General features: G+C 56.2%; 23 protein-coding genes. 7 read left to right on the top strand and 16 right to left on the bottom strand.

The window, feature by feature from the left end; genetic code table 11:
* The first annotated feature begins 123 nt into the window (after positions 1-123).
* The gene (pqqU, locus tag ABLV12_RS17110; RefSeq protein ID WP_064396082.1) at positions 124-2235 is read left to right on the top strand and encodes a TonB-dependent receptor PqqU; all 2112 of its coding nucleotides are present in this window, start codon (positions 124-126) and stop codon (positions 2233-2235) included.
* 73 nt (positions 2236-2308) lie between these two features.
* On the opposite strand, the gene ABLV12_RS17105 is transcribed toward pqqU, so the two are convergent.
* Positions 2309-2608 (bottom strand): DUF406 domain-containing protein, encoded by a 300-nt coding sequence (locus ABLV12_RS17105; protein WP_017145949.1) that lies wholly within the window; start codon positions 2606-2608, stop codon positions 2309-2311.
* A gap of 293 nt (positions 2609-2901) precedes the next feature.
* Between ABLV12_RS17105 and rihA the strand changes: the two genes are divergently transcribed.
* On the top strand, positions 2902-3837 hold the full coding sequence (gene rihA, locus ABLV12_RS17100) for a pyrimidine-specific ribonucleoside hydrolase RihA (protein WP_160886881.1): 936 nt from the start codon (positions 2902-2904) through the stop codon (positions 3835-3837).
* 43 nt (positions 3838-3880) lie between these two features.
* Here the strand turns inward: rihA and ABLV12_RS17095 are convergent, their stop codons facing one another.
* The 3 genes from ABLV12_RS17095 to ABLV12_RS17085 form a co-directional block, all read right to left on the bottom strand.
* Positions 3881-4918 (bottom strand): NADP-dependent oxidoreductase, encoded by a 1038-nt coding sequence (locus ABLV12_RS17095; protein WP_004112778.1) that lies wholly within the window; start codon positions 4916-4918, stop codon positions 3881-3883.
* Positions 4919-4983: 65 nt separating this feature from the next.
* On the bottom strand, positions 4984-5559 hold the full coding sequence (locus ABLV12_RS17090; protein WP_004101846.1) for a helix-turn-helix domain-containing protein: 576 nt from the start codon (positions 5557-5559) through the stop codon (positions 4984-4986).
* Positions 5560-5724: 165 nt separating this feature from the next.
* Complete coding sequence (locus ABLV12_RS17085) at positions 5725-7020, bottom strand: membrane protein (RefSeq protein WP_032728193.1); 1296 nt, start codon at positions 7018-7020, stop codon at positions 5725-5727.
* A 493-nt stretch (positions 7021-7513) separates the two neighbouring features.
* On the opposite strand from ABLV12_RS17085, the gene mddA reads away from it, so the two are divergent.
* Both mddA and ABLV12_RS17075 read left to right on the top strand, forming a co-directional pair.
* Positions 7514-8032 (top strand): L-methionine sulfoximine/L-methionine sulfone acetyltransferase, encoded by a 519-nt coding sequence (gene mddA, locus ABLV12_RS17080; protein ID WP_064396086.1) that lies wholly within the window; start codon positions 7514-7516, stop codon positions 8030-8032.
* Complete coding sequence (locus ABLV12_RS17075) at positions 8029-8478, top strand: DMT family transporter (protein WP_032728190.1); 450 nt, start codon at positions 8029-8031, stop codon at positions 8476-8478. The genes mddA and ABLV12_RS17075 overlap by 4 nt, the downstream gene beginning before the upstream one ends.
* Before the next feature lie 8 nt (positions 8479-8486).
* On the opposite strand, the gene ABLV12_RS17070 is transcribed toward ABLV12_RS17075, so the two are convergent.
* A complete protein-coding gene (locus ABLV12_RS17070; protein ID WP_032728189.1) occupies positions 8487-8720 on the bottom strand; it encodes a DUF2526 family protein in 234 nt (77 codons plus the stop codon).
* A gap of 16 nt (positions 8721-8736) precedes the next feature.
* Positions 8737-10335 (bottom strand): ABC transporter substrate-binding protein, encoded by a 1599-nt coding sequence (locus tag ABLV12_RS17065; protein WP_064396088.1) that lies wholly within the window; start codon positions 10333-10335, stop codon positions 8737-8739.
* Between the two features lie 271 nt (positions 10336-10606).
* Here ABLV12_RS17065 and ABLV12_RS17060 point away from each other — a divergent pair, with 271 nt between their 5' ends.
* Entirely contained in the window at positions 10607-12040 is a 1434-nt protein-coding gene (locus ABLV12_RS17060; protein WP_348867179.1) for an aldehyde dehydrogenase, read from the top strand.
* Between the two features lie 3 nt (positions 12041-12043).
* Here ABLV12_RS17060 and ABLV12_RS17055 read toward each other — a convergent pair whose 3' ends face one another.
* The 3 genes from ABLV12_RS17055 to ABLV12_RS17045 all read right to left on the bottom strand — a co-directional run bounded on the left by ABLV12_RS17055 (position 12044) and on the right by ABLV12_RS17045 (position 14396).
* On the bottom strand, positions 12044-13300 hold the full coding sequence (locus ABLV12_RS17055; RefSeq protein WP_004101825.1) for a putative acyl-CoA thioester hydrolase: 1257 nt from the start codon (positions 13298-13300) through the stop codon (positions 12044-12046).
* An 80-nt stretch (positions 13301-13380) separates the two neighbouring features.
* Positions 13381-14151, bottom strand: coding sequence for an alpha/beta hydrolase (locus tag ABLV12_RS17050; RefSeq protein WP_325905627.1), 771 nt, complete (start codon positions 14149-14151; stop codon positions 13381-13383).
* A 71-nt stretch (positions 14152-14222) separates the two neighbouring features.
* Positions 14223-14396, bottom strand: a complete 174-nt coding sequence (locus tag ABLV12_RS17045; RefSeq protein WP_004101823.1) for a GhoT/OrtT family toxin — start codon at positions 14394-14396, stop codon at positions 14223-14225.
* 197 nt (positions 14397-14593) lie between these two features.
* Here ABLV12_RS17045 and yncL point away from each other — a divergent pair, with 197 nt between their 5' ends.
* Positions 14594-14686, top strand: a complete 93-nt coding sequence (yncL, locus tag ABLV12_RS17040) for a stress response membrane protein YncL (protein WP_004101822.1) — start codon at positions 14594-14596, stop codon at positions 14684-14686.
* 52 nt (positions 14687-14738) lie between these two features.
* On the opposite strand, the gene ABLV12_RS17035 is transcribed toward yncL, so the two are convergent.
* A complete protein-coding gene (locus ABLV12_RS17035) occupies positions 14739-14978 on the bottom strand; it encodes a hypothetical protein (RefSeq protein ID WP_224261178.1) in 240 nt (79 codons plus the stop codon).
* 612 nt (positions 14979-15590) lie between these two features.
* Between ABLV12_RS17035 and ABLV12_RS17030 the strand changes: the two genes are divergently transcribed.
* Positions 15591-15713, top strand: a complete 123-nt coding sequence (locus tag ABLV12_RS17030; RefSeq protein WP_004101819.1) for a small membrane protein — start codon at positions 15591-15593, stop codon at positions 15711-15713.
* A gap of 342 nt (positions 15714-16055) precedes the next feature.
* Here the strand turns inward: ABLV12_RS17030 and patD are convergent, their stop codons facing one another.
* The 6 genes from patD to ABLV12_RS17000 form a co-directional block, all read right to left on the bottom strand.
* Complete coding sequence (gene patD / locus ABLV12_RS17025; protein WP_325905626.1) at positions 16056-17483, bottom strand: aminobutyraldehyde dehydrogenase; 1428 nt, start codon at positions 17481-17483, stop codon at positions 16056-16058.
* Positions 17484-17505: 22 nt separating this feature from the next.
* Positions 17506-18312: an ABC transporter permease gene (locus ABLV12_RS17020; RefSeq protein WP_017145957.1), complete on the bottom strand. Its 807-nt coding sequence runs from the start codon at positions 18310-18312 to the stop codon at positions 17506-17508.
* Positions 18302-19231, bottom strand: coding sequence for an ABC transporter permease (locus ABLV12_RS17015; protein WP_004112757.1), 930 nt, complete (start codon positions 19229-19231; stop codon positions 18302-18304). Before ABLV12_RS17015 ends, ABLV12_RS17020 begins: the two co-directional genes overlap by 11 nt.
* Position 19232: 1 nt before the next feature.
* Positions 19233-20243, bottom strand: a complete 1011-nt coding sequence (locus ABLV12_RS17010) for an ABC transporter ATP-binding protein (RefSeq protein ID WP_004112756.1) — start codon at positions 20241-20243, stop codon at positions 19233-19235.
* A 19-nt stretch (positions 20244-20262) separates the two neighbouring features.
* Positions 20263-21408 carry a putative ABC transporter substrate-binding protein YdcS gene (ydcS, locus tag ABLV12_RS17005; RefSeq protein ID WP_004101810.1) on the bottom strand — a complete coding sequence of 382 codons (1146 nt, stop codon included), beginning with the start codon at positions 21406-21408 and terminating at the stop codon, positions 20263-20265.
* 293 nt (positions 21409-21701) lie between these two features.
* A complete protein-coding gene (locus ABLV12_RS17000; protein WP_004101808.1) occupies positions 21702-23114 on the bottom strand; it encodes a PLP-dependent aminotransferase family protein in 1413 nt (470 codons plus the stop codon).
* Between the last annotated feature and the right edge of the window lie 68 nt (positions 23115-23182).

Below are 23182 nucleotides of genomic sequence, written 5' to 3'. Positions count from 1 at the left end.
CCTGAGCATCACGCAATTCTTGCTATTTGTTAACTCAAATCCTGTTAAGTCTTTTCAAAAAATTTACAAAAGAGCTAACATATATACATATGTTCCGTTTGGTTCGTTTTGTGAGTAACGTTGATGAAAATCCTTTCCGTGCGCGCCGTCGCGCTCCCCGCTCTGCTTTTACCGCTGGTATCCGCTGCGCCAACCGCTATCGCCGCTGAACAGACCATGGTAGTTACCGCCGCGCCGTCGGCAGTCTCTGAACTCGATACCCCCGCCGCCGTCAGCGTGGTTAACGGCGATGAGATGCGCCAGGCTGCGCCGCGGGTTAACCTCTCCGAGTCGCTGGGCGCGGTACCGGGACTACAGGTGCAAAACCGCCAGAACTACGCGCAGGATCTGCAGCTTTCAATTCGCGGCTTTGGCTCTCGCTCCACCTACGGGGTGCGCGGGCTGCGCATTTACGTCGATGGCATCCCGGCCACCATGCCCGACGGCCAGGGGCAAACCTCGAATATTGATATTGGCAGCCTCGATTCGCTTGAAGTGCTGCGCGGACCGTTTTCCGCCCTATACGGTAACTCCTCCGGCGGGGTGATCAACGCTACCAGCCAGACCGGCGCCCAGCCGCCAACTCTCGAAGCCAGCAGCTATTATGGCAGCTTCGGTACCTGGCATTACGGCATGAAAGCAACCGGCGCGGTCGGCGACGGCACCCATGCGGGCGATGTCGACTATGTGGTCTCCACCAACCGCTTCACCACCCATGGCTCCCGCGACCATAGCGGCGCGCGTAAGAATCTCGCCAACGCGAAGCTCGGCGTGCGCATCAATGACGTCAGTAAGCTGACCCTGCTGTTTAACAGCGTGGATATTAAAGCTAATGACGCGGGCGGCCTGAGCTATGACGAATGGCAAAACAATCCGCGCCAGTCGCCGAGAGGCGATGAGTACAATACCCGTAAAACCATCAAACAGACCCAGGCCGGTTTACGCTACGAGCGACAGCTGAGCGAGCAGGACGATCTGAGCGTGATGATGTATGCCGGCGAGCGTGAGACCACGCAATATCAGTCGATCCCGCGTGCGCCGCAGCTCAAACCCACCCATGCGGGCGGCGTGATCGACCTGACGCGTAACTATCAGGGCATTGATACCCGCTGGACGCACCGTGGCGAGCTTCTGGTGCCGGTCACCTTTACCACCGGTCTCGACTACGAGACCATGAGCGAACGTCGCAAGGGTTACGAAAACTTTGTCATGAACAACGGCGCGCCGCAGTACGGGGAGAAAGGCGACCTGCGCCGCAATGAGCGCAACCTGATGTGGAACCTTGACCCTTATCTGCAAACCCAGTGGCAGCTCACCGAGAAGCTCTCTCTGGACGCCGGCGTGCGCTATAGCTCAGTCTGGTTCGATTCCAACGATTATTACATTACGCCGGGCAACGGCGATGACAGCGGCGAAGCCAGCTATCATAAATGGCTGCCGGCAGGCTCGCTGAAATATGCGGTAACCGACGCCTGGAATGTCTACGTCTCCGCCGGTCGCGGTTTCGAAACGCCGACGATCAATGAGCTTTCCTATCGCTCCGGCGACCAGGGCGGGCTGAATTTTGGCCTGCAGCCGTCGACCAACGAAACGGTTGAAATTGGCAGTAAGGCGCGAATCGGCAATGGCCTGTTAACTGCCGCGCTGTTCCAGACCGACACCGACAATGAGATTGTTGTCGATGCCAGCAGCGGGGGCCGTACCAGCTACAAAAACGCCGGGAAAACCCGTCGCCAGGGGATGGAACTGGGGCTGGATCAGCAGTTTGGCGAGAGCTGGCGTTTAAAAGCGGCCTGGACCTGGCTGGATGCGACCTATCGTACCAACGTCTGCGACGATGCCAGCTGTAAAGGCAATCGTATTCCGGGGATCGCCCGTAACATGGGCTACGCCTCCTTCGGCTACCAGCCCGAAAAAGGCTGGTACGCGGGCAGCGATATTCGCTATCTGAGCGATATTATGGCTAACGATGAGAACACCGCCAAAGCGCCGTCCTGGACAGTCGTCGGCCTGACGACCGGCTATAAATGGAGCTACGGCAAGATGGATATGGATCTGTTTGGCCGCGTCGATAACCTGTTTGACCGCCGCTACGCCGGTTCGGTTATCGTTAACGAATCCAATGGACGCTACTACGAACCGGCGCCGGGCCGCAACTACGGCATCGGGCTCAATCTGGCATGGCGATTTGAGTAACCCTTAACCGCTGAGCCTCAAGGGGATCGTTTGCATGATCCCCTTGAGGATTAGCTGTGGCGGCTTGCTGACGTTAAATCACGTTTCTTAAGGACAATTCGAAGATAATCTTCTCCGCCTGGCAGGAGAAAGCAATTGAAGCCTCAAGCTTAACCTCATCACCGGCGGTCTCAATGGTATAGTCAACCTGCGGCGGCTCGCTGGCGGGTGCGGCGGCTTCGGCACGTTGGCGAACGGCCGCCAGGGTGGACTCAGCCTCTTCACGGCTGACGAAGTTTTTCTCAACTCGCCATACGCAGTCCTCATTATCAATAATCGAACCTACATCAATGGCACAGCCTTTGGTACTGCATTTATCTACAACATCTTTCATTGCGGTTACCTCGTAAAATTTTCTTTAGAATAAGAATCCATTTGCGGAAAGCAAACCAATAATATTCGTATGGTTGAGTCGTTTTATCATTATACGCCACCGCGTGAAGCGACTTCTTGCGCCACCGCATGGCTACGCCCTGATTGCGCACAGATCGCGCATCCGTCCTGGCGAGAGAGCCCAAAATATCGGCAACCATTCGTGCACACCATCACACTATCCTGCGTTGAGCCTCGTCTATAGCGCTTTGCGGCGTTACCCTTGTCACAAAATAACGCCAACAAGGAGCTGCCATGGCACTGCCAGTGATTATCGATTGCGATCCGGGTCACGACGACGCGATCGCCCTCGTTCTTGCCCTCGCCTCACCCGAACTCGATGTGAAAGCCGTCACCTCCTCCGCCGGAAACCAGACACCGGAAAAAACGCTGCGCAACGTCTTGAGGATGCTCACCCTGCTTAAGCGCCCGGATATTCCGGTCGCCGGCGGCGCGCTTAAGCCGCTGATGCGGGAGCTGATTATCGCCGATAACGTGCATGGCGAGAGTGGGCTTGACGGCCCGGCGCTGCCGGAGCCGGGCTTTGCCGCGCAGGCCTGCACCGCCGTCGAGCTGATGGCGAAAACGCTGCGCGAAAGCGCCGGGCCGGTTACGATCGTCGCTACCGGTCCGCAAACCAACGTCGCCCTGTTGCTCAACAGCCACCCTGAACTGCATAGCAAAATTGCCCGCATCGTGATGATGGGCGGCGCCATGGTGCTGGGTAACTGGCAGCCGGCGGTCGAGTTTAATATCTACGTCGACCCGGAAGCGGCAGAGATCGTTTTCCAGTCCGGGATCCCGGTGGTGATGGCCGGGCTGGATGTCACCCACAAAGCGCAAATCCACGTCGAAGATATCGAGCGTTTCCGCCGTATCGGCAATCCGATATCCACTATCGTCGCCGAACTACTCGACTTTTTCCTTGAGTACCATAAGGATGAAAAATGGGGTTTTGTCGGCGCTCCGCTGCACGATCCTTGCACCATTGCCTGGCTGCTGAAGCCGGAGATGTTTACCACCGTTGAACGCTGGGTCGGCGTGGAAACGCAGGGGAAATATACGCAGGGAATGACGGTGGTCGATTTCTACAACCTGACCGGCAAGATGCCAAATACGACGGTGATGCTCGACATCGATCGCCGGGCCTTTGTCGATCTGCTGGCCGAGCGGCTGGCGTTTTACGCCTGATGGTCAAACTATCCGGCAGGCGCGAAGCCTGCCGGGTACATGATTACTCGTCAGGAGAGACGCGTACCACGACCTTACCGAAGTTCTCACCCTTCAGCAGGCCGATGAGCGCCTGCGGTGCGTTCTCCAGGCCGTCAACGACCTGCTCGCGGTATTTGATTTTCCCTGCCTGCACCCAGCGCCCCATCTCCTGCTGGAACTCCGCAATCCGGTGACCGTAATCCTGGCCGATGATAAAGCCCTGCATCCGAATGCGTTTTTTGAGGATCGTCGCCATCAGCAGCGGTAAACGATCCGGGCCAGCGGGCAGCGCGGTAGCGTTGTAACCGCTGACCAGGCCGCAGACCGGCACGCGGGCCGATGTGTTCAACAGCGGCAGCACTTCATCGAATACTTTGCCGCCGACGTTCTCATAGTAGATATCGATGCCCTGCGGGCACGCTTCTAACAGCTTAACGGCAAAATCGGGCGCGCGGTGATCGATACAGACGTCGAAACCCAGCGTCTCTACCGCATAACGGCACTTCTCGCTGCCGCCCGCAATGCCTACCGTACGGCATCCTTTCAGCTTCGCTATCTGGCCGACCGTGGCGCCGACCGGCCCGGTGGCGGCGGCTACCACCAGCGTCTCGCCCGCTTTTGGCTGGCCGATATCGAGCAGTCCCATGTAGGCGGTAAAGCCCGGCATACCGAGGATACCCAGCGCCCAGGAGGGGTGTTCCGGGTTATCGCCCAGCTTCACCAGCCCGCTGCCATCGGAAATCTCATAATCCTGCCAGCCGCCGTAGCCGAGCACCCAATCGCCGGGCTGATAATCAGCATGGTTCGACGTTACAACGCGGCTTACGGTGCCGCCCACCATCACCGCGCCAATGGCGACCGGCGGCGAGTAGGAAGGCGCGTCGCTCATCCGCCCGCGCATATAGGGATCTAATGACAGAAAGACGGTGCGCAGCAGCAGTTGCCCCGGCCCAGGAGAAGCGACCTCACCCTCTTCCAGGCGGAAGTTCTCCCCGGTCGGCTCGCCGTGCGGACGGGATGCCAGCAGCCAGCGGCGGTGGCGTTGCGGATTAAAAGCCATAACAAACTCCTCTTTTGACAAGTCTGTATTGAGGCTAGCTGCTTTCCCGTCAGCGCGCATTGACATTATGAGGCAGATTGATTGAGCCGGACGACCAGATAGACGCAGGGCTGCGTGGTTTCATTAATGAAGCGGCAGTCGTTCGGCGGCCCGAGCTCCAGACAATCCCCCGCCTGCATTTCGTGGCGCGTAGTGCCTTCGATAAACACCAGCTCGCCCTGCTGCAGCCAGATAAGCTGTCGCGCCAGAGCATAAGAAGCCGCCGGCATCGGAATATCGCTGCCCCCGGGCAGCTCTACCTGCACCAGATCGATAGGCAAATCGCTACGCGGCGACACGTGACGACGCAGATAGTGGCTCTGCGGGTCGTGCCACACCGGCTGATTAGCCAACCGCAGCAGCTTGCCTTCCTGCATCTCGGCGCGGGCGATCAGCGTCGACATACTGATGCCAAAGGCGCCGGAAAGCCGCCCAAGCATAGAGGCCGTCGGGCTGCTTTCGCCGCGCTCGATCTTGTGGATCATCGCCCGGGACGCGCCCGCCCGATCCGCCAGTTCGCTCAGCGACCAGCCGCGAGATTCCCGCTCAATACGGATGCGTGCGCTGATGCGCTGGTTCAGGTTGTCTTCTATAGTGTTCATAGCGTGACACTATAGTGTAGGGCGTCTGTTTGCACAACCAGCCGAAAATGGCCGCTTATTCCGAGGAAAAGGCCCGACGTGATATTACGCCGGGCAATCTGGAGAAATCAGGGGATAATTAAACTTACATCCTTTAAGGCAATAAATGAAAAGAAAACGCCTCGACTAAATAAAGACGCGCAGGCCCACTGCGCCAAGATGATCGTCAATATTCCACGCCTCGTTATCGTTGCCCCAGGCTTTTTCGTAGCCGTATTCAAGATAGGTCACCGCGCTATTACCTAGCCAGTAATCAGTGCCTAATACCGTCGACTGGAAGTGCTGCCCGTCCATGGCATCCCCGCCCTGCGACCAGTTAAAATCAACGTACACTCCCCAGGCCGGCGTGATTTTAAACTGTGAGTCATATTCCAGGCCAAGCACCGTTTCCTGGTCATCACCATGCCGGGTATTACGATCGTAATGACCGCTGGTCGCCGCTTTAACATCATTAACTTTATTCAGGTAATACGTCACCTCCGCGCCGTTATACCAGGCGTGGTCACCGACGTTGGCGGTATATTTTGCGTTCATGCCCATGGAATACGTATTGCCGTCATAGGCATCACCGTTATTATCGGTGTAATGAAAGCAGTGACCATTCGGGCCAAAACTCTGGCAGCCGCTGGCTGATCCGCTATTTACCGTGTAATGATTATAGGCAACGGCGCTGGAGACGGAGAAGCCGTTATCCCAGCGATACTGCGCGGCGGCCGCGGCGCCGCCGTGAACGGTGGCTGAACCATCGCGGTAAGCGTCATGCAGGTTCGGGCCATCGCCATAGGCCGCAAAGCCGATGCTGTCGACGTTGTCATTACCTTGCCCCATGACGCCAAGGGTCATATTTTTATCATTAAAATAGTAGATTGCCGCGGAATTAATAATATCCGTCGACATTCCGGCGGTATCATGTTTCGCCTTTCCACCCCAGGCATAGGTTGTGTCAATGCCCAACCCCCAGTCGGTAGGCGCATATTGTTTACCGAAGGTCACTACACCATATCGATCGTTACCAATACCGGCATAAGCCTGCCGGGTATAAACATCGTTGCCCTGGTCATCTGTTGCGGAATCTAAACCATGAACGCCGGTCTCATAATAACCTACGGCATAATTACTCAGGCCGTTCAGATCAAAATTATGCCGTAAAGCTACCCCCAGCCGCGAGTCATTATTCTGTATATTATGTTCCTGGCTATGATGAGAATCCGTTTTGGCCATTAAACGTACGGATCCTAAAATACCGATCGCCGTATCATCATTGCTCCACAGCGTCTCCCCTTTAGTCTGCGTTGCGGTATAAGCCGGTGCCGCCTGTAGCACATTGGTTTCAGCCGCCATGGTGGTATTGACTAATACATTACCCATAATAATTGTCAGTATCGAAGGCACTACTACTTTCATATTTTTCCTACGCGCCATTGCTTCACCCTTATCAGCAAAATGAATCCCTGCGTATAAATACGCATAATGGTATGAATGGAATATCGTTATAAAATCCACCAGAGTTATGCCGTATATTTTTCCATACGCACTCTGATTAATGACAATATATCTTCCGGGGTTAAGCTATTTCTATTGCGTAAAAATAAAAAAGGGAATGCTATCACAATGATTTGTATCATCTTCAATACAATCATGAAGTTATCGTAGCCACAACTTCATTACTAAATGTCATCAAAATATAAAACCGGTAAATAAAAATTGAAAATATGACTGCCGAGTAATAGTGATACGTTTAATCAGTTGTAAAACAGGAAGTATTGATTTGAATGATGAGACAGGAGAGTCCTGGACAGACAACCGACGGAGTCGGCAAGCCAGAGGAAAAATTTATGGCTAAAACAGATGACAGCCTTGCGTACATTATTGTAATAATAGCGTACTACTATAGTGTACAAACCTGAGGGTTACCATGATCATCCGCCATGCCAGCAAAGACGATTGCGCGGCAATCGCAGAAATCTACAACCATGCGGTTGTCCATACCGCCGCCATCTGGAACGATAAAACCGTCGATACCGACAATCGCATCGCGTGGTATGAAGCCCGACAGATCGCCGGTTATCCGGTGCTGGTGAGTGAAGAAAACGGCGTCATTACCGGTTATGCTTCCTTCGGAGACTGGCGCGCCTTTGATGGCTTTCGCCATACCGTCGAGCATTCCGTATATGTCCATCCTGCGCATCAGGGCAAAGGGCTGGGCCGCAGCCTGCTGGTGGCCCTGATCGCCGAAGCTAAGCGGTTGAATAAGCACGTGATGGTTGCCGGTATTGAAGCGCAAAATGAGGCTTCTTTACATCTGCACCACACGCTGGGCTTTACCACCACCGGACAGATGCCGCAGGTCGGCACGAAATTTGGCCGCTGGCTGGATTTGACCTTTATGCAGCTACAGCTTGACGATCGCCGCGATCCGGACGGCGGCGCATGAATCAGACGCTGACCCTGGCCTGTTTGATTGCCGCCGGCATTGGGCTGGTCGTGCAAAACACCCTGATGGTACGAATTACCCAGTCCGCATCGACCATTCTGATCGCTATGCTGCTGAACTCGCTGGTCGGCATCGTGATTTTTGTCACGATACTGCTGCTGAAGCACGGCGCGGCAGGGATTCAGGAGCTGGCGGTCAGCGTAAAGTGGTGGACGCTAATTCCGGGCTTGCTGGGTTCGTTCTTTGTGTTTGCCAGCATCAGCGGCTATCAGAACGTCGGGGCGGCGACCACCATCGCAGTATTGATTGCCAGTCAGTTGATCGGTGGCCTGGTGATGGATTTACTTCGCGCGCATGGCGTTCCGCTTCGCGCGCTGATTGGCCCATTCTGCGGTGCGGTAATGCTGGTTATCGGCGCCTGGCTGGTGGCCAGACGCCAGTTCTAGCTCCTGGCTTAGTGGATCTCGCCGCCGCGGGTCAACTGCTCCCGGCGCGCTTCCTGTTCCTCATGCTGCTGGCGGCCATGATGAGCAATAGCGTTACGCAAACGCTGCTGCTGCACGTAGCGCTCTTCTCGCCCCAGCCCGGCGTCGTCGCTTAATGTAATCAGCAGTTCGTTCATATGGGTAATGACGCTTTCGGCAATCGCCGCGTCCACGCGCGCGACGACCTCATCCAGATGCGACATGCTTCCTCCTTCCGGCTTAATTAAGTTTAACTTTGGAAAAATCGCTGCCCATCAGGCTCACGCTGTATCCGCTAACGTTACTGCGCGTCGCGTAGAAGGTTTTGCCGGTTGCCAGGGTGATCCATGGGGCCTGCTGATAAAAAATCTCCTGCGCCTGAGCGTAGAGTTTAGCGCGCTCCTGCGGGTCGCTCACCAGGATAGCCTTTTTCACCAGCGCATCGTAGGGCTTATCGCACCAGCGGGCAACGTTGGAGCCGGTTTTAATGTTATCGCAGCTTAACAGGGTACCGGCAAAGTTATCCGGATCGCCGTTATCTGACATCCAGCCAAACAGCGCGCTGTCATGCTCCCCTTTGCGCATACCGGCGAGGTACTCGCCCCACTCATAGGTGACGATTTTGGCTTTGATGCCAACTTTGCTCCAGTCGTTCTGGATCATTTCAGCGATACGGCGCGAATTAGGATTATACGGGCGCTGCACCGGCATCGACCAGAGGGTGACTTCGGCCCCTTTTTCCAGCCCGGCCTGTTTAAGGAGATCTTTCGCTTTTTGCGGATCGTAGTCGTAATCGGGCAGATCTTTCTTATAGCCCAGCATATTGGCAGGGATCGGCGATTTCGCAACGCTGCCGGACTCCAGGAACACCGCTTTCACGATCGCCTGCTTGTCGGTGGCATAATTGAGCGCCTGCCGCACCAGCAGGTTATCGAACGGCTTTTTCTCGGTATTAAACGCCAGATAGCCGACGTTGAGCGCCTCAACCGAATGCAGCGCCAGATCTTTATTACCTTTAATCACCGGGAATTGTACCGGCGACGGAGCGGGAATAATCTGGCATTCATTGGTTTGTAGCTTCGCCAGCCGTGTCTCAACGTTCGGGGTGATCGAGAAGATCAGGTGTTTAGTCGGCACTTCACCATCCCAGTAGTGCGGGTTGGCAACATAGCGGATCAGCGAATCCACCTTATACTGCTGGAGGGCGTAAGGTCCGGTGCCGACAGGCCAGGTATCGATATACTCCGGCGTGCCTTTTTTCAGCATTGCATCGGCATATTCGGCAGACAGAATTGACGCAAAATCCATCCCCCAGTCGGCGAGGAATGCCGCATTGGGTTCGTTGAGCACAAACTGAACGTGGTAGTCATCGATCTTTTTGACCTCTTTAATCAGCTTATCCAGCCCGACGTCGTGAAAGTATTCGTATTGCCCGTGGGAAACATTGTGATAAGGATGATTCGCATCTTTCTGGCGCAGCACCGAGAACAGCACATCATCGGCGTTGAAATCGCGGGTCGGCTTAAAGAATTTATTGCTGTTGAACTGCACGCCTTTACGCAGGGTAAAGGTCCAGGTTTTGCCGTCCGGAGAGACGCTCCATTCCGTCGCGAGGGAAGGAACAGGCGTGTTTTTGACCGGATCAAAGTTTATCAGCCGGTTATACAGCACCTGAGAGCTGGCGACAAAAGAGGGCCCGGAACTGGCAATCTGCGGATTGAAGGATTCCGGAGAGGCTTCGGAGCAATAGACCAGCGTATCATCGCCCGCCGCCAGCGCGCTTGCCGCCGGCAGAAGTGCGCTCAACGCCAGCGCAATAGACGTTTTCCCTGTAAACATGGTTATAAACCTTATGAATTTGTTATAAGTCCTTTAATAACAGCACAGGGGAATTCAACCGGCAAATAATCAATTGGTATCAGGTTATGCTAAAAACCGCTTTTTCGCCGATTAATTCAGCATCTCTACTCTCACCCCCCCCTCGATTTCAGTCATAAATGTGAAGCGTGCGAAAGGTTGCGAAAAAACAGGGCGATAACCGCCCGGACGGCATCACGCGGCGGCGCAACCCGGTACACTCGGCAAATCGCAACGCCAGGAGAAACCTACAATGACAATAACCTGCACTCTCTACACCAACGGCCAGTGGCACGATGCGGAAGGCCATGCCACTTTTACCCGCTACAACCCGCTGACGCAAGAAAGCGCCTCCGTTGCCAGCGCCGCCAGCCTGGCTGACGCTCGCCGCTGCGCCGATACCGCCGGCGCGGCGTATCCGCAATGGCGCGATACGATACCCGCAGAACGGCGACGCCTCCTGCTGGACGCTGCCGAAGAGATGCTGCGCCGTGAGGCGAAGTTTATTGCCGCGATGGCGGCCGAAACGGGAGCCACCGCGCACTGGGCCGGTTTTAACGTGCATCTGGCCGCCGATATCCTGCGCGAAGCCGCCGCATTGACCACGCAAATCGAAGGCCAGGTGATCCCCTCTAACGTGCCGGGAAATCTGGCGTTGGGCATCCGTCAGGGGGCGGGCGTCGTACTCAGCATGGCGCCGTGGAACGCACCATTGATTCTGGCGACTCGCGCTATCGCCACGCCGCTGGCCTGCGGAAATACGGTTATTCTCAAAGGCGCGGAGCTCTCGCCGGCGACTCAGGGGCTAATTATCGATGCCCTGGCGGCGGCGGGCTTCCCCGCCGGCGTGGTGAATTATCTGACCTGCACTCCCGCCGACGCTCCTGCGCTGGTGGAGTCTCTAATAGCGCACCCCGCCGTACGCCGCATCAACTTCACCGGTTCGACGCCGGTAGGACGGATTATCGCCCGCACCTGCGGGGAGCATCTGAAACCGGCGGTGCTTGAACTGGGCGGCAAGGCACCGCTGCTGGTGCTCGACGACGCTGACCTCGAACAGGCGGCTGCGGGCGCCGTTTTTGGCGCATTCGCCAACGCCGGACAAATCTGCATGTCGACCGAGCGCATCATTGTGGATGCGGCCGTCGCGGAAGAGTTTGTGGCGCTGCTGGCCAGGCGCGCGGCGGCCCTGCCCGCCAGCCTGCTCGGCCCGGTGGTAGAGATGAAGACCGTCACCCGCTGCAATGCCTTGATAGAGGATGCGCTGGCGAAGGGCGCGCGCCTGCTCACAGGCGGCACATCCAATTCGACGCAAATGCGCGCCACCCTGCTCGATGGCGTCACCCGGGAAATGCGCATCTGGCATGAGGAATCGTTCGGCCCGGTGAAATCGATTATTCGCGTTCAGAACGAAGCCGAAGCGCTGGCCGTCGCGAACGAAAGCGAATATGGCCTCTCGTCGGCGATATACAGTCGGGACAGCGCCCGGGCGTGGAACCTGGCGCAAAATCTGCAAACCGGCATTTGCCACATCAACGGCCCCACCGTGCACGATGAAGCGCAAATGCCGTTTGGCGGCTGTAAATCATCGGGCTATGGCCGCTTTGGCGGACGCGCGGGGATTGCCGAGTTTACCGAGCTGCGCTGGATCACGCTGCAAACGCTCCCGCGCGAGCTGCCGTTTTAAGTTTCACGGCCGCCAATGGTTCTTGAATTCCCACAGGCGATTAAAGGCCACGTCATCCAGCTGTCGTTCTGCGGAAATATTGCCGCGGAACGGTCGGGAGGTGGTGGCCGCAGCGCCCCATGGGGAAAGCCGATCGTAGCTTTGATCGATAGCGCTGTTGGCGATCAGCACCTGTCCGTTGGCGGTCTGCCCCGCTAAATAGCCGGTCTTGCCTGCCCCCTGATCCCAGGCGCGGCCCAGCTTTGCCTTGAAACTGCCCTGATAGCCGCTGTCGCCGGTAAAGCGGCTGTTCTTCACCAGAAAGCCGTATGGATTATCCGGCAACGTGTTCGGCGCCAGCACGTAAGCCTCGGGAGAACGGCGCGTCGAGACGGTGTGGAAATGCACATTGTCAAAGACCGCATTCGCCCGGCCGAAGACATAATCCACGTCCCCTTCGACGTAGCTGTCTTTGACGTATACGCGGCTAATGCGATCCGTCACCGCTTCATTACGCAGGTTGCTGGTATTCAAATAGAGCGTATCCTGGCGTCCCAGCAAACGGACTTTCTCCAGCTGCACGCGATCGCCATCCGTCCGCAGAGCCACCCCCTGGTGGGTACCGCCATCAACGGTATCCAGCAGACTGTTGGCTACGCTAAGATTAACCAGCTGGAAATCAGCGCTTTGCGACCACATCACCGCCGCGCAGTTAGTGCCTATTGTCTTACTGGTACGCCCGGCGCAAAGCGCATACTGGTACCAGGCGGGGTCGCCTTCACGATACTGATGCTGGCCGTTCACCTGCTCGCGATAGCGCTGCGCAGAAAATTGTGAATCCAGCGCCAGCTCAATCCTGACCTCTTCGGGCTGCTCTCCGGCACCATAAAGGGTTATCGGCGGCGCCCCTGCGGGGATATAGACCGTTTCCCGATAGATGCCTGGCTCGATACGGATATAGATACGCTCATTCTTTGCCGAATGCTGGGCTATTGCCGCATTAACCGCCTGCTGAATGCGGGAGTACGGCGCTCCCGCTGGCGCCACGCGCCAGGCGCTTTCCGTTTGCGGAAGGCTAACTGGCGATGGCGACCATGGCCCATCCGGGGCACTCAACGCGCCGCCCTGCGCAAAATAGCGCTCCATGGTGAAGCTTGCCGCTTCCGCCGCAGTAAGCTGCGGGCGGGAAGCCGTCCCGCGCGGATGTTGCGTTACGCACCCTTGCAGAAGCAGAGGCGTACAGAGTAAAGCCGAGATACCCAGGATGTTGATTATTCGCATTTCACGCTCGCCACATATGAAAGAAACGGAATATCAAAATAAATGAAATATTGTTTCTTTTCGTATGTAGCGATCACGAATCAGACTTCTGCCTCAATGCTGGCATAAAAATTGTCCAGCGTGCGGGCCAGCGCCGATGGGTTTTCCCACGCCATTGAATGCCCGGCCAGCGGGATCGCTAACAGCGGGATCCCCGCCGCGACAGTATCCGTCGCTTCTTGAGCCGGTAACGAATGCTCTCCGTAAATCAGGGCCTTAGGACAGGATAAATGGATAAAGCGGGTAAACCAGGACGGATTAGCGCCCTTCACCAGGCTGGACGCTCCGCGCCACACCGCCCACGGAGCGCTGTTTTGCAGGCAACCGGCCCAGGGCGAGGTTTCGGCACTGAGCATCTCGGCATAGCCCCGGGCAATAAAGCGCTCTTCGGTTTGTTCCGCGATGCGTCTGCTGTACATACCGCCCCCGGGATAGAGATTGGGTTCGGCCACCAGCAGCCCCAGCACCCGTTCGGCGAGCCGTTCTGCGGCTTCAATCGCCACGCTGCCGCCCATGCTGTGACCATATAAGTAGCAGCACGTTAGCCCTAAGCAATCCAGAAGCTCAACTATCACTCCGGCCTGATCGCTGATGCGATAGCCGAAAGATGGCGGCTTGTCGCTGTAGCCGTATCCGGGTAAATCGACCAGAATCGTTCGCCGTCCGGCCAGCGCAGGATCGGCGGCCACGCGAGGATAGTCATAGGTTGAGGCGCAGCCCAGGCCGTGGATAAAGATAATCGGTTCACCGCGGCCGGGCAGATCCAGCCAGCGCACGTTGCCGCCGGCCTGAGAGGAATAGAAACTGTTCATCGAAGATCATCCGTTAGTTGAGCCTGTTTTTTTATACAGTCATCACTAAAAGTTAGCCATCGATTTTTCAATCAGAACAAAGAGACCAGCAGCGCCATGGGAAAGCTGAACGGCCATGTCGCGCCAATCAGCAGCGCCGCCAGCAGGCGGATCCAGCGGCTCTCTTTCGTTAAGAACCAGCTTATTACCGCGCAGATACAGCCCATAACTGCATAAAAAACCAGCATTTTCTGGTACAACGTCATTTTTCTTCTTCCTTCCCTGAGAGGCATTTTCGCGTCAAGCGATGCCTTTTCGTACCCCAGCGTACGTCAGAGTTTATGGCATAATAAAACGAGTCACGGCTTAAATTTTCAGAAATACGCCCGATTCGGCTTAGTCCGATAGCGCAACCTTTGACCTCGTACTATAACTGTAGAGGCTAATTCATTAAGGTGGCGTTATGGATGTTTCCAGCAAAACCGTCCTTCTGATAAATGTCGGCGCAGCGCTTGCGCTAATCGGCCTGTTGTCCGTTCGTTTTGGTTGGTTTTAGCGATTTTACTCAGCAATGAAACCTAAAAAAGCAGCCTTTGAAGGCTGCTTTTTTACGATTTAATAGCGCTTGCCTCAGCTGCAGAGGCGTGTTGTTGCACGGTCATCAGCTTCTGCAATTCAGGATCCCACGCCGGGAGCAGGTCAACTTTTTCACTGTCCCACGCGGCCGCAGCGCAAACCGCTTCTGCTACGCCCTGTTTTTCACAATCAACAATCTGTTTAGCGGGAAAATTCCCGTAAAGCATCGCTGTGGCGCAGGCCACGAAGAGAAAACACGCTATTTTTTTCAAAACTATATCAACGTCGAAGCAACAAATTGCGCCGAATGTTCGCATGAGCGGCTATATAAAGTCAAACCCGCTTCCCTGCCCCACCAGCCGTCATCATCGCGACTTATTTAACATAAACATTACATATTCGCTAAATTTAAAGGGGGGCACGAAAATATTAATGGCGATAAATGAATATCTCTTGCCTTTCAGAACTTATTCTCACAACCCGCAGTTAATAACACCTTTATTTATAGGGTTATATATTTGATGGCTTAAGTTTAAATAAGCCTCATTTGCCGCAATCAGCGCTGCGCGCTATTCTCCGAAGCTCACGGGCCTTTCCTGTCGCAGGGCAATTGTTCACTATTCTTTATCCAATCATCAGCATTGAGCCAAGAGGCGATCATCATAATTAGCGGGTTCAATGGCGGCCAGGATGCAGTAAAACGGGTTAAAAAGATAAAACATCATTACTTATCAATAACTTACAAAATAAAAATAGCGATAAAACTTTTCTATCGAGTTTAAATGATAAGAAATATCATTTGCCTTGTTTCGCATAAAATCATACATTCATAATTACAAGTTATGCGAAGCTTGTTTTTTACTCATTGCTTTTTGAGGTGGTACATGTCCGGAATCGCCGTGCTTATTGTGGCGTTAATTTTACTTATTGCTGCAATTTATAATCTTTTTTCTTATGTTCGCGAGCGTCGTCAATCAAGTTTACCGAGCAAAAAAAACAAACGTTAGCCTGTTAATCATTTGCCAAAAAATAAATAACGCCGTACGTATTTAATTTCTGATGACCTGATATCAGGCAAAATCACAGCAACAAGTTAATATCTCCAGCGCAACAAAAAGCCCCTGCATTGCCTGCAGGGGCTGGCGAACTTTTCCGTCAGTTAACGAGAGGACCCGGAAGAGCGCATCCCTCGCCCCGAGGACTAACCGGCCCCACCCGGCGCTTATCTCCGGCACTCATCATGGCTTAGCTCTTGAAGGGGCTTAAGAATATTCTCATAAACGCACGCTTCTGTTTTAACATTTTTTGCTATGGTAACTATTAGCAGGCTAATCTGAATCACTCATCCTCTACCCGTGCTTGATCATCACATGACGGATGGTCGTATAATCCTCCAGGCCATACATCGACATATCCTTGCCGTAGCCGGAGAGCTTCTGCCCACCATGCGGCATTTCGCTAACCAGCATAAAATGCGTATTGACCCAGGTACAGCCATACTGCAGGCGGGCGCTGAGCCGGTGCGCTCTGCCGACATCGCGAGTCCATACCGACGAGGCAAGACCATATTGGGAATCGTTGGCCCAGCACAGCGCCTGCTCTTCATCGCTAAATGCGGTGATGCTGACAACCGGACCAAAAACCTCCCGCTGCACAATCGCATCGTCCTGCTTCGCCCCTGCCAGCAGCGTGGGCTGGAAGTAGTAACCATTGCCCGGCGCTTTGCTGCCGCCGGTCACCACCTGAATATGCGGCAAGGCACGAGCCGCATCGACGGCGGCGCTGACCCTGTCCAGATGCGCCTGCGAGCTCAGCGGGCCCAGTTCGGTCGTTTCATCGTCCGGCGGTCCAATCTTCAGGCTGGCGACCGCCGCGCCGAGCTTTTCCACCAGTTGGTCATAGATTCCGGCCTGCGCGTAAATGCGGCAGGCGGCGGTACAGTCCTGACCGGCGTTATAAAACCCAAAGGTCCGTACCCCCTCCACCACCGCGTCAATATCCGCATCATCAAAAACGATAACCGGCGCCTTCCCGCCCAGCTCCATATGGGTTCGCTTAATCGACGCCGCGGTATGGCCGATTATATGCGCGCCGGTAGCAATCGAGCCGGTTAGCGACACCATGCGAACCCGGGCATGGGCGGTCAGCGGATCGCCGACGGTTGCTCCGCGCCCGAACAGAACATTAAGCACCCCGGCGGGGAAAATCTCCTGCGCCAGTTCACCTAACTTCAGCGCGGTGAGCGGAGTGATCTCAGAGGGTTTTATTACCACGCAGTTGCCTGCCGCCAGCGCTGGCGCCAGTTTCCAGGCCGCCATCATGAGCGGATAGTTCCACGGCGCGATAGAAGCCACCACGCCGACCGGATCGCGGCGGATCATCGAGGTGTGGCCTTCGAGGTATTCACCTGCCGCCATACCCGGCAGACAGCGCGCTGCACCGGCGAAAAATCGGAAAACATCGGCAACCGCCGGTAGCTCATCGTTGACCACGCAGTGCAGCGGTTTGCCGCAGTTCAACGACTCCAGTTGAGCCAGCTCCTGGGCATGTTCAGTAATCAGGTCCGCCAGCCGCAGCAGGCATTCGGCGCGGGTTTTCGGCGTCATCTGACTCCAGCCGGCAAAGGCCAGGTCAGCGGCGTCAACCGCGGCATCAACCTGCGTCGCCGAGGCCTCCGCAATCGACAAAATCTCTTCGCCGGTGGCTGGATTAAACACCGGCACAGTCTCGCCTTCGCCAGCCACTAACTTACCGTTTATCAAAAGGTTATTTTGCATAGCATTATCCTGTATCGGTTTTTTATTTTCCGTTTTCCGCGCTGATGTCGCCGTCACGAGTGAGCCACCAGGCCCCCAGAATCGGAAACATCGTCACCAGCATGACCAGCAGCGCGACGACGTTGGTGACCGGGACATCGCGCGGGCGCCCGAGCTGATTAAGCAACCAGAGCGGCAGCGTACGCTCGTGCCCGGCGGTAAACGTGGTCACGATAATTTCATCAAACGACAGAGCAAACGCCAGCATTCCCCCCGCCAGCAGCGCCGATCCCAGATTGGGCAGTACCACGTAACGAAAGGTTTGCCAGCCGGTTGCGCCTAAATCCATCGACGCTTCCACCAGACTCCATGAAGTGCGGCGAAAGCGGGCAATCACGTTGTTAAATACCACGACCACGCAGAAGGTCGCGTGTCCCACGACGATAGTCAGCAGCCCGGGTTCCAGATTGACAGCCTTAAAGGCGGTCAGCAGCGCAAGCCCGGTAATAATGCCGGGCAGCGCAATCGGTAATAGCAGCAGTAGCGACACGGCGTTTTTGCCAAAAAACGTGCTGCGCCACAGCGCACCTGCAGCCAGCGTGCCAAGTACGAGAGCGATGGCGGTCGACAGCGCGGCGATTTTGAGTGACAACGTCACGGAATCGATAATATCGCTACGCCCCGCCGCTTCGCTAAACCAGCGCAGCGTCAGGCCTGCAGGCGGAAAGCTGAAGGCGGCGTCTTCGGTATTGAATGCGTAGAGAGCGATAATCAGCAGCGGGAAATGCAGGAATATCACGCCACCCCAGGTGGCGACCTTCAGGAACAGCGGTGCGCGATCAGAGTGCATCAAATGCTCCCAGACGTTTCACGAACGCCAGATAGAGGGCAATCAGTACAATGGGCACCAGGGTAAACGCCGCCGCCATCGGCATGTTGCCAATCGCCCCCTGCTGGGAATAGACCATATTGCCGATAAAGAATCCCGGCGGCCCCACCAGCTGCGGCACGATAAAATCGCCCAGCGTCAGGGAGAAGGTAAAAATGGACCCCGCCGCAATGCCGGGGATCGCTAACGGCAGCACCACATAGCGAAAGGTCTGGCGCGGACGGGCGCCAAGATCGGCGGAAGCCTGCAGCAATGAAGACGGCAGGCGTTCCAGCGCCGCCTGCACCGGCAGGATCATAAACGGCAGCCAGATATAGACGAACACCAGGAAGCGCCCCAGCCCAGAGGTCGACAGCGTATTGCCGCCGACCGCCGGGATCGTCAGCACCATGCTCAGTACGCTTTCCAGACCAAGATGGCGCAGGAACCACTGGGCGACGCCATCTTTAGCCAGCAGCAGCGTCCAGGCATAGGCTTTGACGATATAGCTCGCCCACATCGGCAGCATCACGGCGATATAGAAAAAGGCTTTCATCTTGCCACGGGTATAGCGGGCCATATACCAGGCCATGGGCAGTGCCAGAATCGCGCTGGCGACGGTCACCGATAGCGCCATCACCAGCGTGCGCACAATAATGTCGTAGTTAGCCGGATTAAACAGCGCGCGCAGATTGGCCAGCGTCAGGTCGTTGGTGACCGACATGGTGAAATCATCAAAGGTATAGAAACTTTGCCACAGAAGGGTCAACAACGACCCCAGATAGACAATGCCAAACCACATGAGCGGCCCCAGCAGTAGCAGAAACAGAGCCAGCGAGGGATGACGCCAGAAGGTGCCGGCCAGGCGTCCGCCTCCGGCAGAGGGTATCGCCATCGTCATATCACCCTCCGCTCTCCAGGGGGACCATCGCCGCACGCGACCATGAAGCCAGCACCTGTTGCCCTACCGGAGGGGCGTTCAGCGCAGCCTGACCATCGACATTCGCCTGACTCACCAGCAGCTTCTCGCCGTCAGCCAGCTTCAGCTCGACGCGCGTGGCGGCGCCCATATACTGCACCGCCTGCACGATCCCCTGAATCTGCACCTCCCCGCCGGCATTCAGCCGAATATGCTCCGGACGCAGCGACCAGGCGCCCGTCATCGCGCACAGCTTCTGTGCCAGCTCGCTGCTAAACACGTTGGCGGTACCGACAAACCCGGCGACAAACGCCGTTCTTGGCCGCAAATAGAGATCCTGAGGCGCATCAACCTGCTCAATGCGTCCCTGATTAAAGACCGCCACGCGGTCAGACATCGACAGGGCCTCTCCCTGATCGTGGGTCACAAAAATGAAGGTGATGCCCAGCGCCTGCTGCAGTTTTTTCAGCTCCAGCTGCATCTGTTCGCGCAGTTTTAGATCCAGTGCCCCCAGCGGTTCATCCAGCAGCAGGACCCTGGGCTGATTCACCAGCGCCCGGGCGATGGCTACCCGCTGGCGCTGGCCGCCGGAAAGCTGAGAAGGCTTGCGCGCATGCACAAAAGCGAGCGCCACCTTCTCCAGCGCCTCCTGCGCACGGGCGTGGCGCTCCTTTTTGCCGATCCCCTTAACCATCAACCCGTAGGCGACGTTATCGAGTACCGACATATGAGGAAACAGCGCATAATCCTGGAAAACGGTATTCACATCGCGCTGCCAGGGCGGCAGCGCGCTGGCCGGTTGGCCAAAAATACGTATCGTTCCGCCCGAAAGCTGTTCAAATCCGGCAATCAGGCGCAGGCAGGTGGTTTTGCCGGAGCCAGATGGCCCCAGCATAGAGAAAAACTCGCCGTCGCGAATAGCGATGCTGACGCCATCCACCGCCCGCACGTCGCCGTACAGGCGCGAAACATTATCCAGCTCTACCGCGTGCATGTTCTTCGCCTCCGGCGACTTAACGACCGCCCATAATCGCGATGTAATCCTGCGTCCAGCGGCTGTAGGGGACGAATTTCCCGCCTTCGGCAACCGGCGTTTTCCAGAACGCAATTTTGGCGAATTCGTTGTAACCATTGGTTTCGCAGCCTTTATCCCCGAGCAGCGCGCTGGCTTTGCAACCCGCGGGTACGACCGGCAGCGAACCAAACCAGGCGGCGACATCCCCCTGCACTTTCGGGGTGAGCGACCAGTTCATCCATTTATAAGCGCAAACCGGATGTTTAGCATCGCTGTGCAGCATAGTGGTATCCGCCCAGCCGGTGACGCCCTCTTTCGGAAAAACGGTGGCAATCGGCTGGCCTTCCGCTTTCAGACCGTTGGCCTGATAGGGCCAGGCGCTGGAGGCCACCACGCCTTCGTTTTTAAAATCGCTCATCTGCACGGTGGTATCGTGCCAGTAGCGGTGGATCAGCGGGTGCTGTTCGCGCAGGACTTTCAGTACCGCCTGATACTGCGCTTCGGTAAGTTGATAGGGATCATTAATACCCAGCTGCGGCTGAGTGGCTTTAACGAATAGCGCGGCGTCGGCAATATAAATCGGCCCATCATAAGCCTGTACGCGGCCCTGATTGGTTTTGCCGTCCGGCAGATTTTGTTTTACGAACACCACGCTCCAGCTATCCGGCGGCGTCGGGAAGGTTTTGCTGTTGTACATCAGCAGGTTTGGCCCCCACTGGTACGGAGTGCCGTAGACCTGTCCGCCGACGTTAAACCACGCGCCTTTTTCCACGCGCGGGTCGAGGGAGTGCCAGTTAGCAATCAGCGCAGTGTTAATCGGCTGCACGCGCTTACCCATAATCAGGCGCAGCGAAGCGTCGCCGGAGGCGGTGACCAGGTCATAGCCTCCTTTTGCCATCAGGCTGACCATCTCATCGGACGTGGCGGCGGTTTTGACATTAACCTGACAGCCGGACTCTTTTTCAAACTGGCTCACCCAGTCGTAGCTTTTATCGGTTTGTCCCCGCTCGATATATCCCGGCCAGGCAATAATATCGAGACGACCTTCGCCTTTATCGAGAGAAGTCGGCGGCTCGGCGGCCTGCGCCGTCAGGAAAACCATCCCCAGCACGCAAAGGCTGCCACGGGCAATTTTTTTGCTCATCGGGTCATACTCCTGTCACAAGAAAATGAGCGGCAGCCGTGCCGTAAAAATATCTTCCTTCATAACAGTAGACGGCGCGCCTGGGGCCCCCGGGGAAATTTATTCAGGTTGTGACAAGGGGCGCATTACGCAAAAAACGGCATACACGGAATAACTTTATGGATTATAGACAAGGAGTTAGCGAGGCAATACGACTATGCGAATTTCCTATGGTTGGCATCAGTAAAAATAATAACCCACCTGTTCGCCGGCTTATTTTTCGGCCCGGTATCACTGGCGGGAAATAAATAACGCTAAGCCAGCATTTCGCGAATCAGTTCGCCCAAGCGTTTAACCCCCAGCTCCTCTTTTTCGCCCCAGCCCCACGCGGTATTAAAGCGGAAGAATGAAGTCCAGCTGGCGGTGGTGGAAAACATTTTCCCCGGCGCAATGCTGATGTTATACGCCAGCGCGCGGGCGCTCAGCTCCCCCGCATCGGCTCCTGCGGGAAGCTCAAGCCAGAGAAAATAACCGCTATCGCTATGATGAATTTTTACCTCTGCGGGAAGATGGCGCAGCAGGGCCTGCCAGGCCAGCTGTTTGCGCTCGGCAAGCTGGCGGCGTAAACGGCGCAGGTGGGCATCGTAGCGTTTAGTCGAAAGGTAGTCGACCAGCGCCAGCTGCATTGGCGAACTGGTGGAGAGCGTACTCATCAGCTGTAGCTGCTGGATCCGTCGGGCGTGCTTGCCCGCCGCCACCCAGCCGATACGGAACCCGGGTACCAGACATTTGGAGAAGGAGCTGCAGTGCAGCGTCATATCGTCGCGATCCCAGTATTTGGCTGGCAGCGGTTTCTCACGACCAAAGTAGAGCTCGCTGTAAACATCATCTTCAATCAGCATCACGTTATAGCGCGCCAGCAGCGCCACCAGCCGCGCTTTTTTCTCCGCGCTGAGGGTAAAGCCGAGCGGGTTTTGCCCATTGGTCATCAGCCAGCAGGCTTTCACCGGATAGCTCTGTAGCGCCTGCTCCAGCGCGGCGAGATCGATCCCCTCTTTAACATCCGTGGCCACCGATAGCGCTTTCAGGCGCAATCTTTCAAGAGCCTGCAGCGCCCCGTAGAAGCAGGGATTTTCCACCACCACCCAATCGCCCGGTTCGGTGACAGCCTGCAGACTAAGGTTCAGCGCTTCCAGCGCGCCGGCGGTGATCACGATGTCGTCCGGCGAGATATTCATTCCCTGCAGCGCGTAGCGCCGGGCAATCGCATGGCGCAGTTCATCGTTCCCCGGCGGCAGGTTTTCAATCACGCTCATGGCGGTTGCGGTTTTGCTCACCTGCGCCAGCGAGCGGTTGAGCTGCGGTAAGGGGAACAGTCGCGGATCGGGAAAAGCCGAGGCGAAGGGCAACATAGAGGCCTGGCGGCTGGCCTGCAGCACTTCAAAGATATAAGTGTTGATATCAACCGCTTCATCACGCGTTACCTGGGCGGGCGGCGCGGGCTGCCGCGGTTTAGTGGGCTGCGGCGCGACATAATAGCCGGACTGCGGACGGGCGATGATGCGTCCCTGGCTCTCCAGTAGCTGATAGGCGTGGCTAACGGTCATAAAACTCATTCCGCTGCTTACCACCTGTTCGCGCAGCGAGGGCAACCTGTCGCCGGGTAACCACACCCCAAGCGCGATCTGTTCGGTAATCTGCTGCGCCAGCCGCTGGTACTTTTTCATCCGTCGATCCGTGTCGCTATTCGTAGGGTCAATTATATATCAGATGAGAAATAATGGCAGTTTATAAA

It is taken from the genome of Klebsiella sp. CN_Kp100, assembly GCF_040065315.1.
Taxonomy (GTDB): Bacteria; Pseudomonadota; Gammaproteobacteria; order Enterobacterales; family Enterobacteriaceae; genus Klebsiella; species Klebsiella oxytoca.
The sequence above is the reverse complement of the archived record's forward strand: the minus strand, read 5'-3'. Positions and strand labels throughout refer to the sequence as shown.

Excerpts from the sequence above, each read along its gene's own strand:
- ABLV12_RS17050 (WP_325905627.1), bottom strand. The coding sequence starts at position 14,151 with ATGAACAGTTTCTATTCCTCTCAGGCCGGCGGCAACGTGCGCTGGCTG.
- ABLV12_RS17055 (WP_004101825.1), bottom strand. The coding sequence starts at position 13,300 with ATGCGAATAATCAACATCCTGGGTATCTCGGCTTTACTCTGTACGCCT.
- ABLV12_RS17070 (WP_032728189.1), bottom strand. The coding sequence starts at position 8,720 with ATGTCGCATCTGGATGAGGTCGTCGCGCGCGTGGACGCGGCGATTGCC.
- ABLV12_RS17015 (WP_004112757.1), bottom strand. The coding sequence starts at position 19,231 with ATGACGATGGCGATACCCTCTGCCGGAGGCGGACGCCTGGCCGGCACC.
- ABLV12_RS17030 (WP_004101819.1), top strand. The coding sequence starts at position 15,591 with ATGTCCGGAATCGCCGTGCTTATTGTGGCGTTAATTTTACTTATTGCT.
- ABLV12_RS17075 (WP_032728190.1), top strand. The coding sequence starts at position 8,029 with ATGAATCAGACGCTGACCCTGGCCTGTTTGATTGCCGCCGGCATTGGG.
- ABLV12_RS17000 (WP_004101808.1), bottom strand. The coding sequence starts at position 23,114 with ATGAAAAAGTACCAGCGGCTGGCGCAGCAGATTACCGAACAGATCGCG.
- pqqU (WP_064396082.1), top strand. The coding sequence starts at position 124 with ATGAAAATCCTTTCCGTGCGCGCCGTCGCGCTCCCCGCTCTGCTTTTA.
- ABLV12_RS17045 (WP_004101823.1), bottom strand. The coding sequence starts at position 14,396 with ATGACGTTGTACCAGAAAATGCTGGTTTTTTATGCAGTTATGGGCTGT.
- ABLV12_RS17090 (WP_004101846.1), bottom strand. The coding sequence starts at position 5,559 with ATGAACACTATAGAAGACAACCTGAACCAGCGCATCAGCGCACGCATC.
- ABLV12_RS17095 (WP_004112778.1), bottom strand. The coding sequence starts at position 4,918 with ATGGCTTTTAATCCGCAACGCCACCGCCGCTGGCTGCTGGCATCCCGT.
- ABLV12_RS17085 (WP_032728193.1), bottom strand. The coding sequence starts at position 7,020 with ATGGCGCGTAGGAAAAATATGAAAGTAGTAGTGCCTTCGATACTGACA.
- patD (WP_325905626.1), bottom strand. The coding sequence starts at position 17,483 with ATGCAAAATAACCTTTTGATAAACGGTAAGTTAGTGGCTGGCGAAGGC.
- ydcS (WP_004101810.1), bottom strand. The coding sequence starts at position 21,408 with ATGAGCAAAAAAATTGCCCGTGGCAGCCTTTGCGTGCTGGGGATGGTT.
- ABLV12_RS17010 (WP_004112756.1), bottom strand. The coding sequence starts at position 20,243 with ATGCACGCGGTAGAGCTGGATAATGTTTCGCGCCTGTACGGCGACGTG.
- yncL (WP_004101822.1), top strand. The coding sequence starts at position 14,594 with ATGGATGTTTCCAGCAAAACCGTCCTTCTGATAAATGTCGGCGCAGCG.
- ABLV12_RS17105 (WP_017145949.1), bottom strand. The coding sequence starts at position 2,608 with ATGAAAGATGTTGTAGATAAATGCAGTACCAAAGGCTGTGCCATTGAT.
- ABLV12_RS17060 (WP_348867179.1), top strand. The coding sequence starts at position 10,607 with ATGACAATAACCTGCACTCTCTACACCAACGGCCAGTGGCACGATGCG.
- rihA (WP_160886881.1), top strand. The coding sequence starts at position 2,902 with ATGGCACTGCCAGTGATTATCGATTGCGATCCGGGTCACGACGACGCG.
- mddA (WP_064396086.1), top strand. The coding sequence starts at position 7,514 with ATGATCATCCGCCATGCCAGCAAAGACGATTGCGCGGCAATCGCAGAA.
- ABLV12_RS17020 (WP_017145957.1), bottom strand. The coding sequence starts at position 18,312 with ATGCACTCTGATCGCGCACCGCTGTTCCTGAAGGTCGCCACCTGGGGT.
- ABLV12_RS17065 (WP_064396088.1), bottom strand. The coding sequence starts at position 10,335 with ATGTTTACAGGGAAAACGTCTATTGCGCTGGCGTTGAGCGCACTTCTG.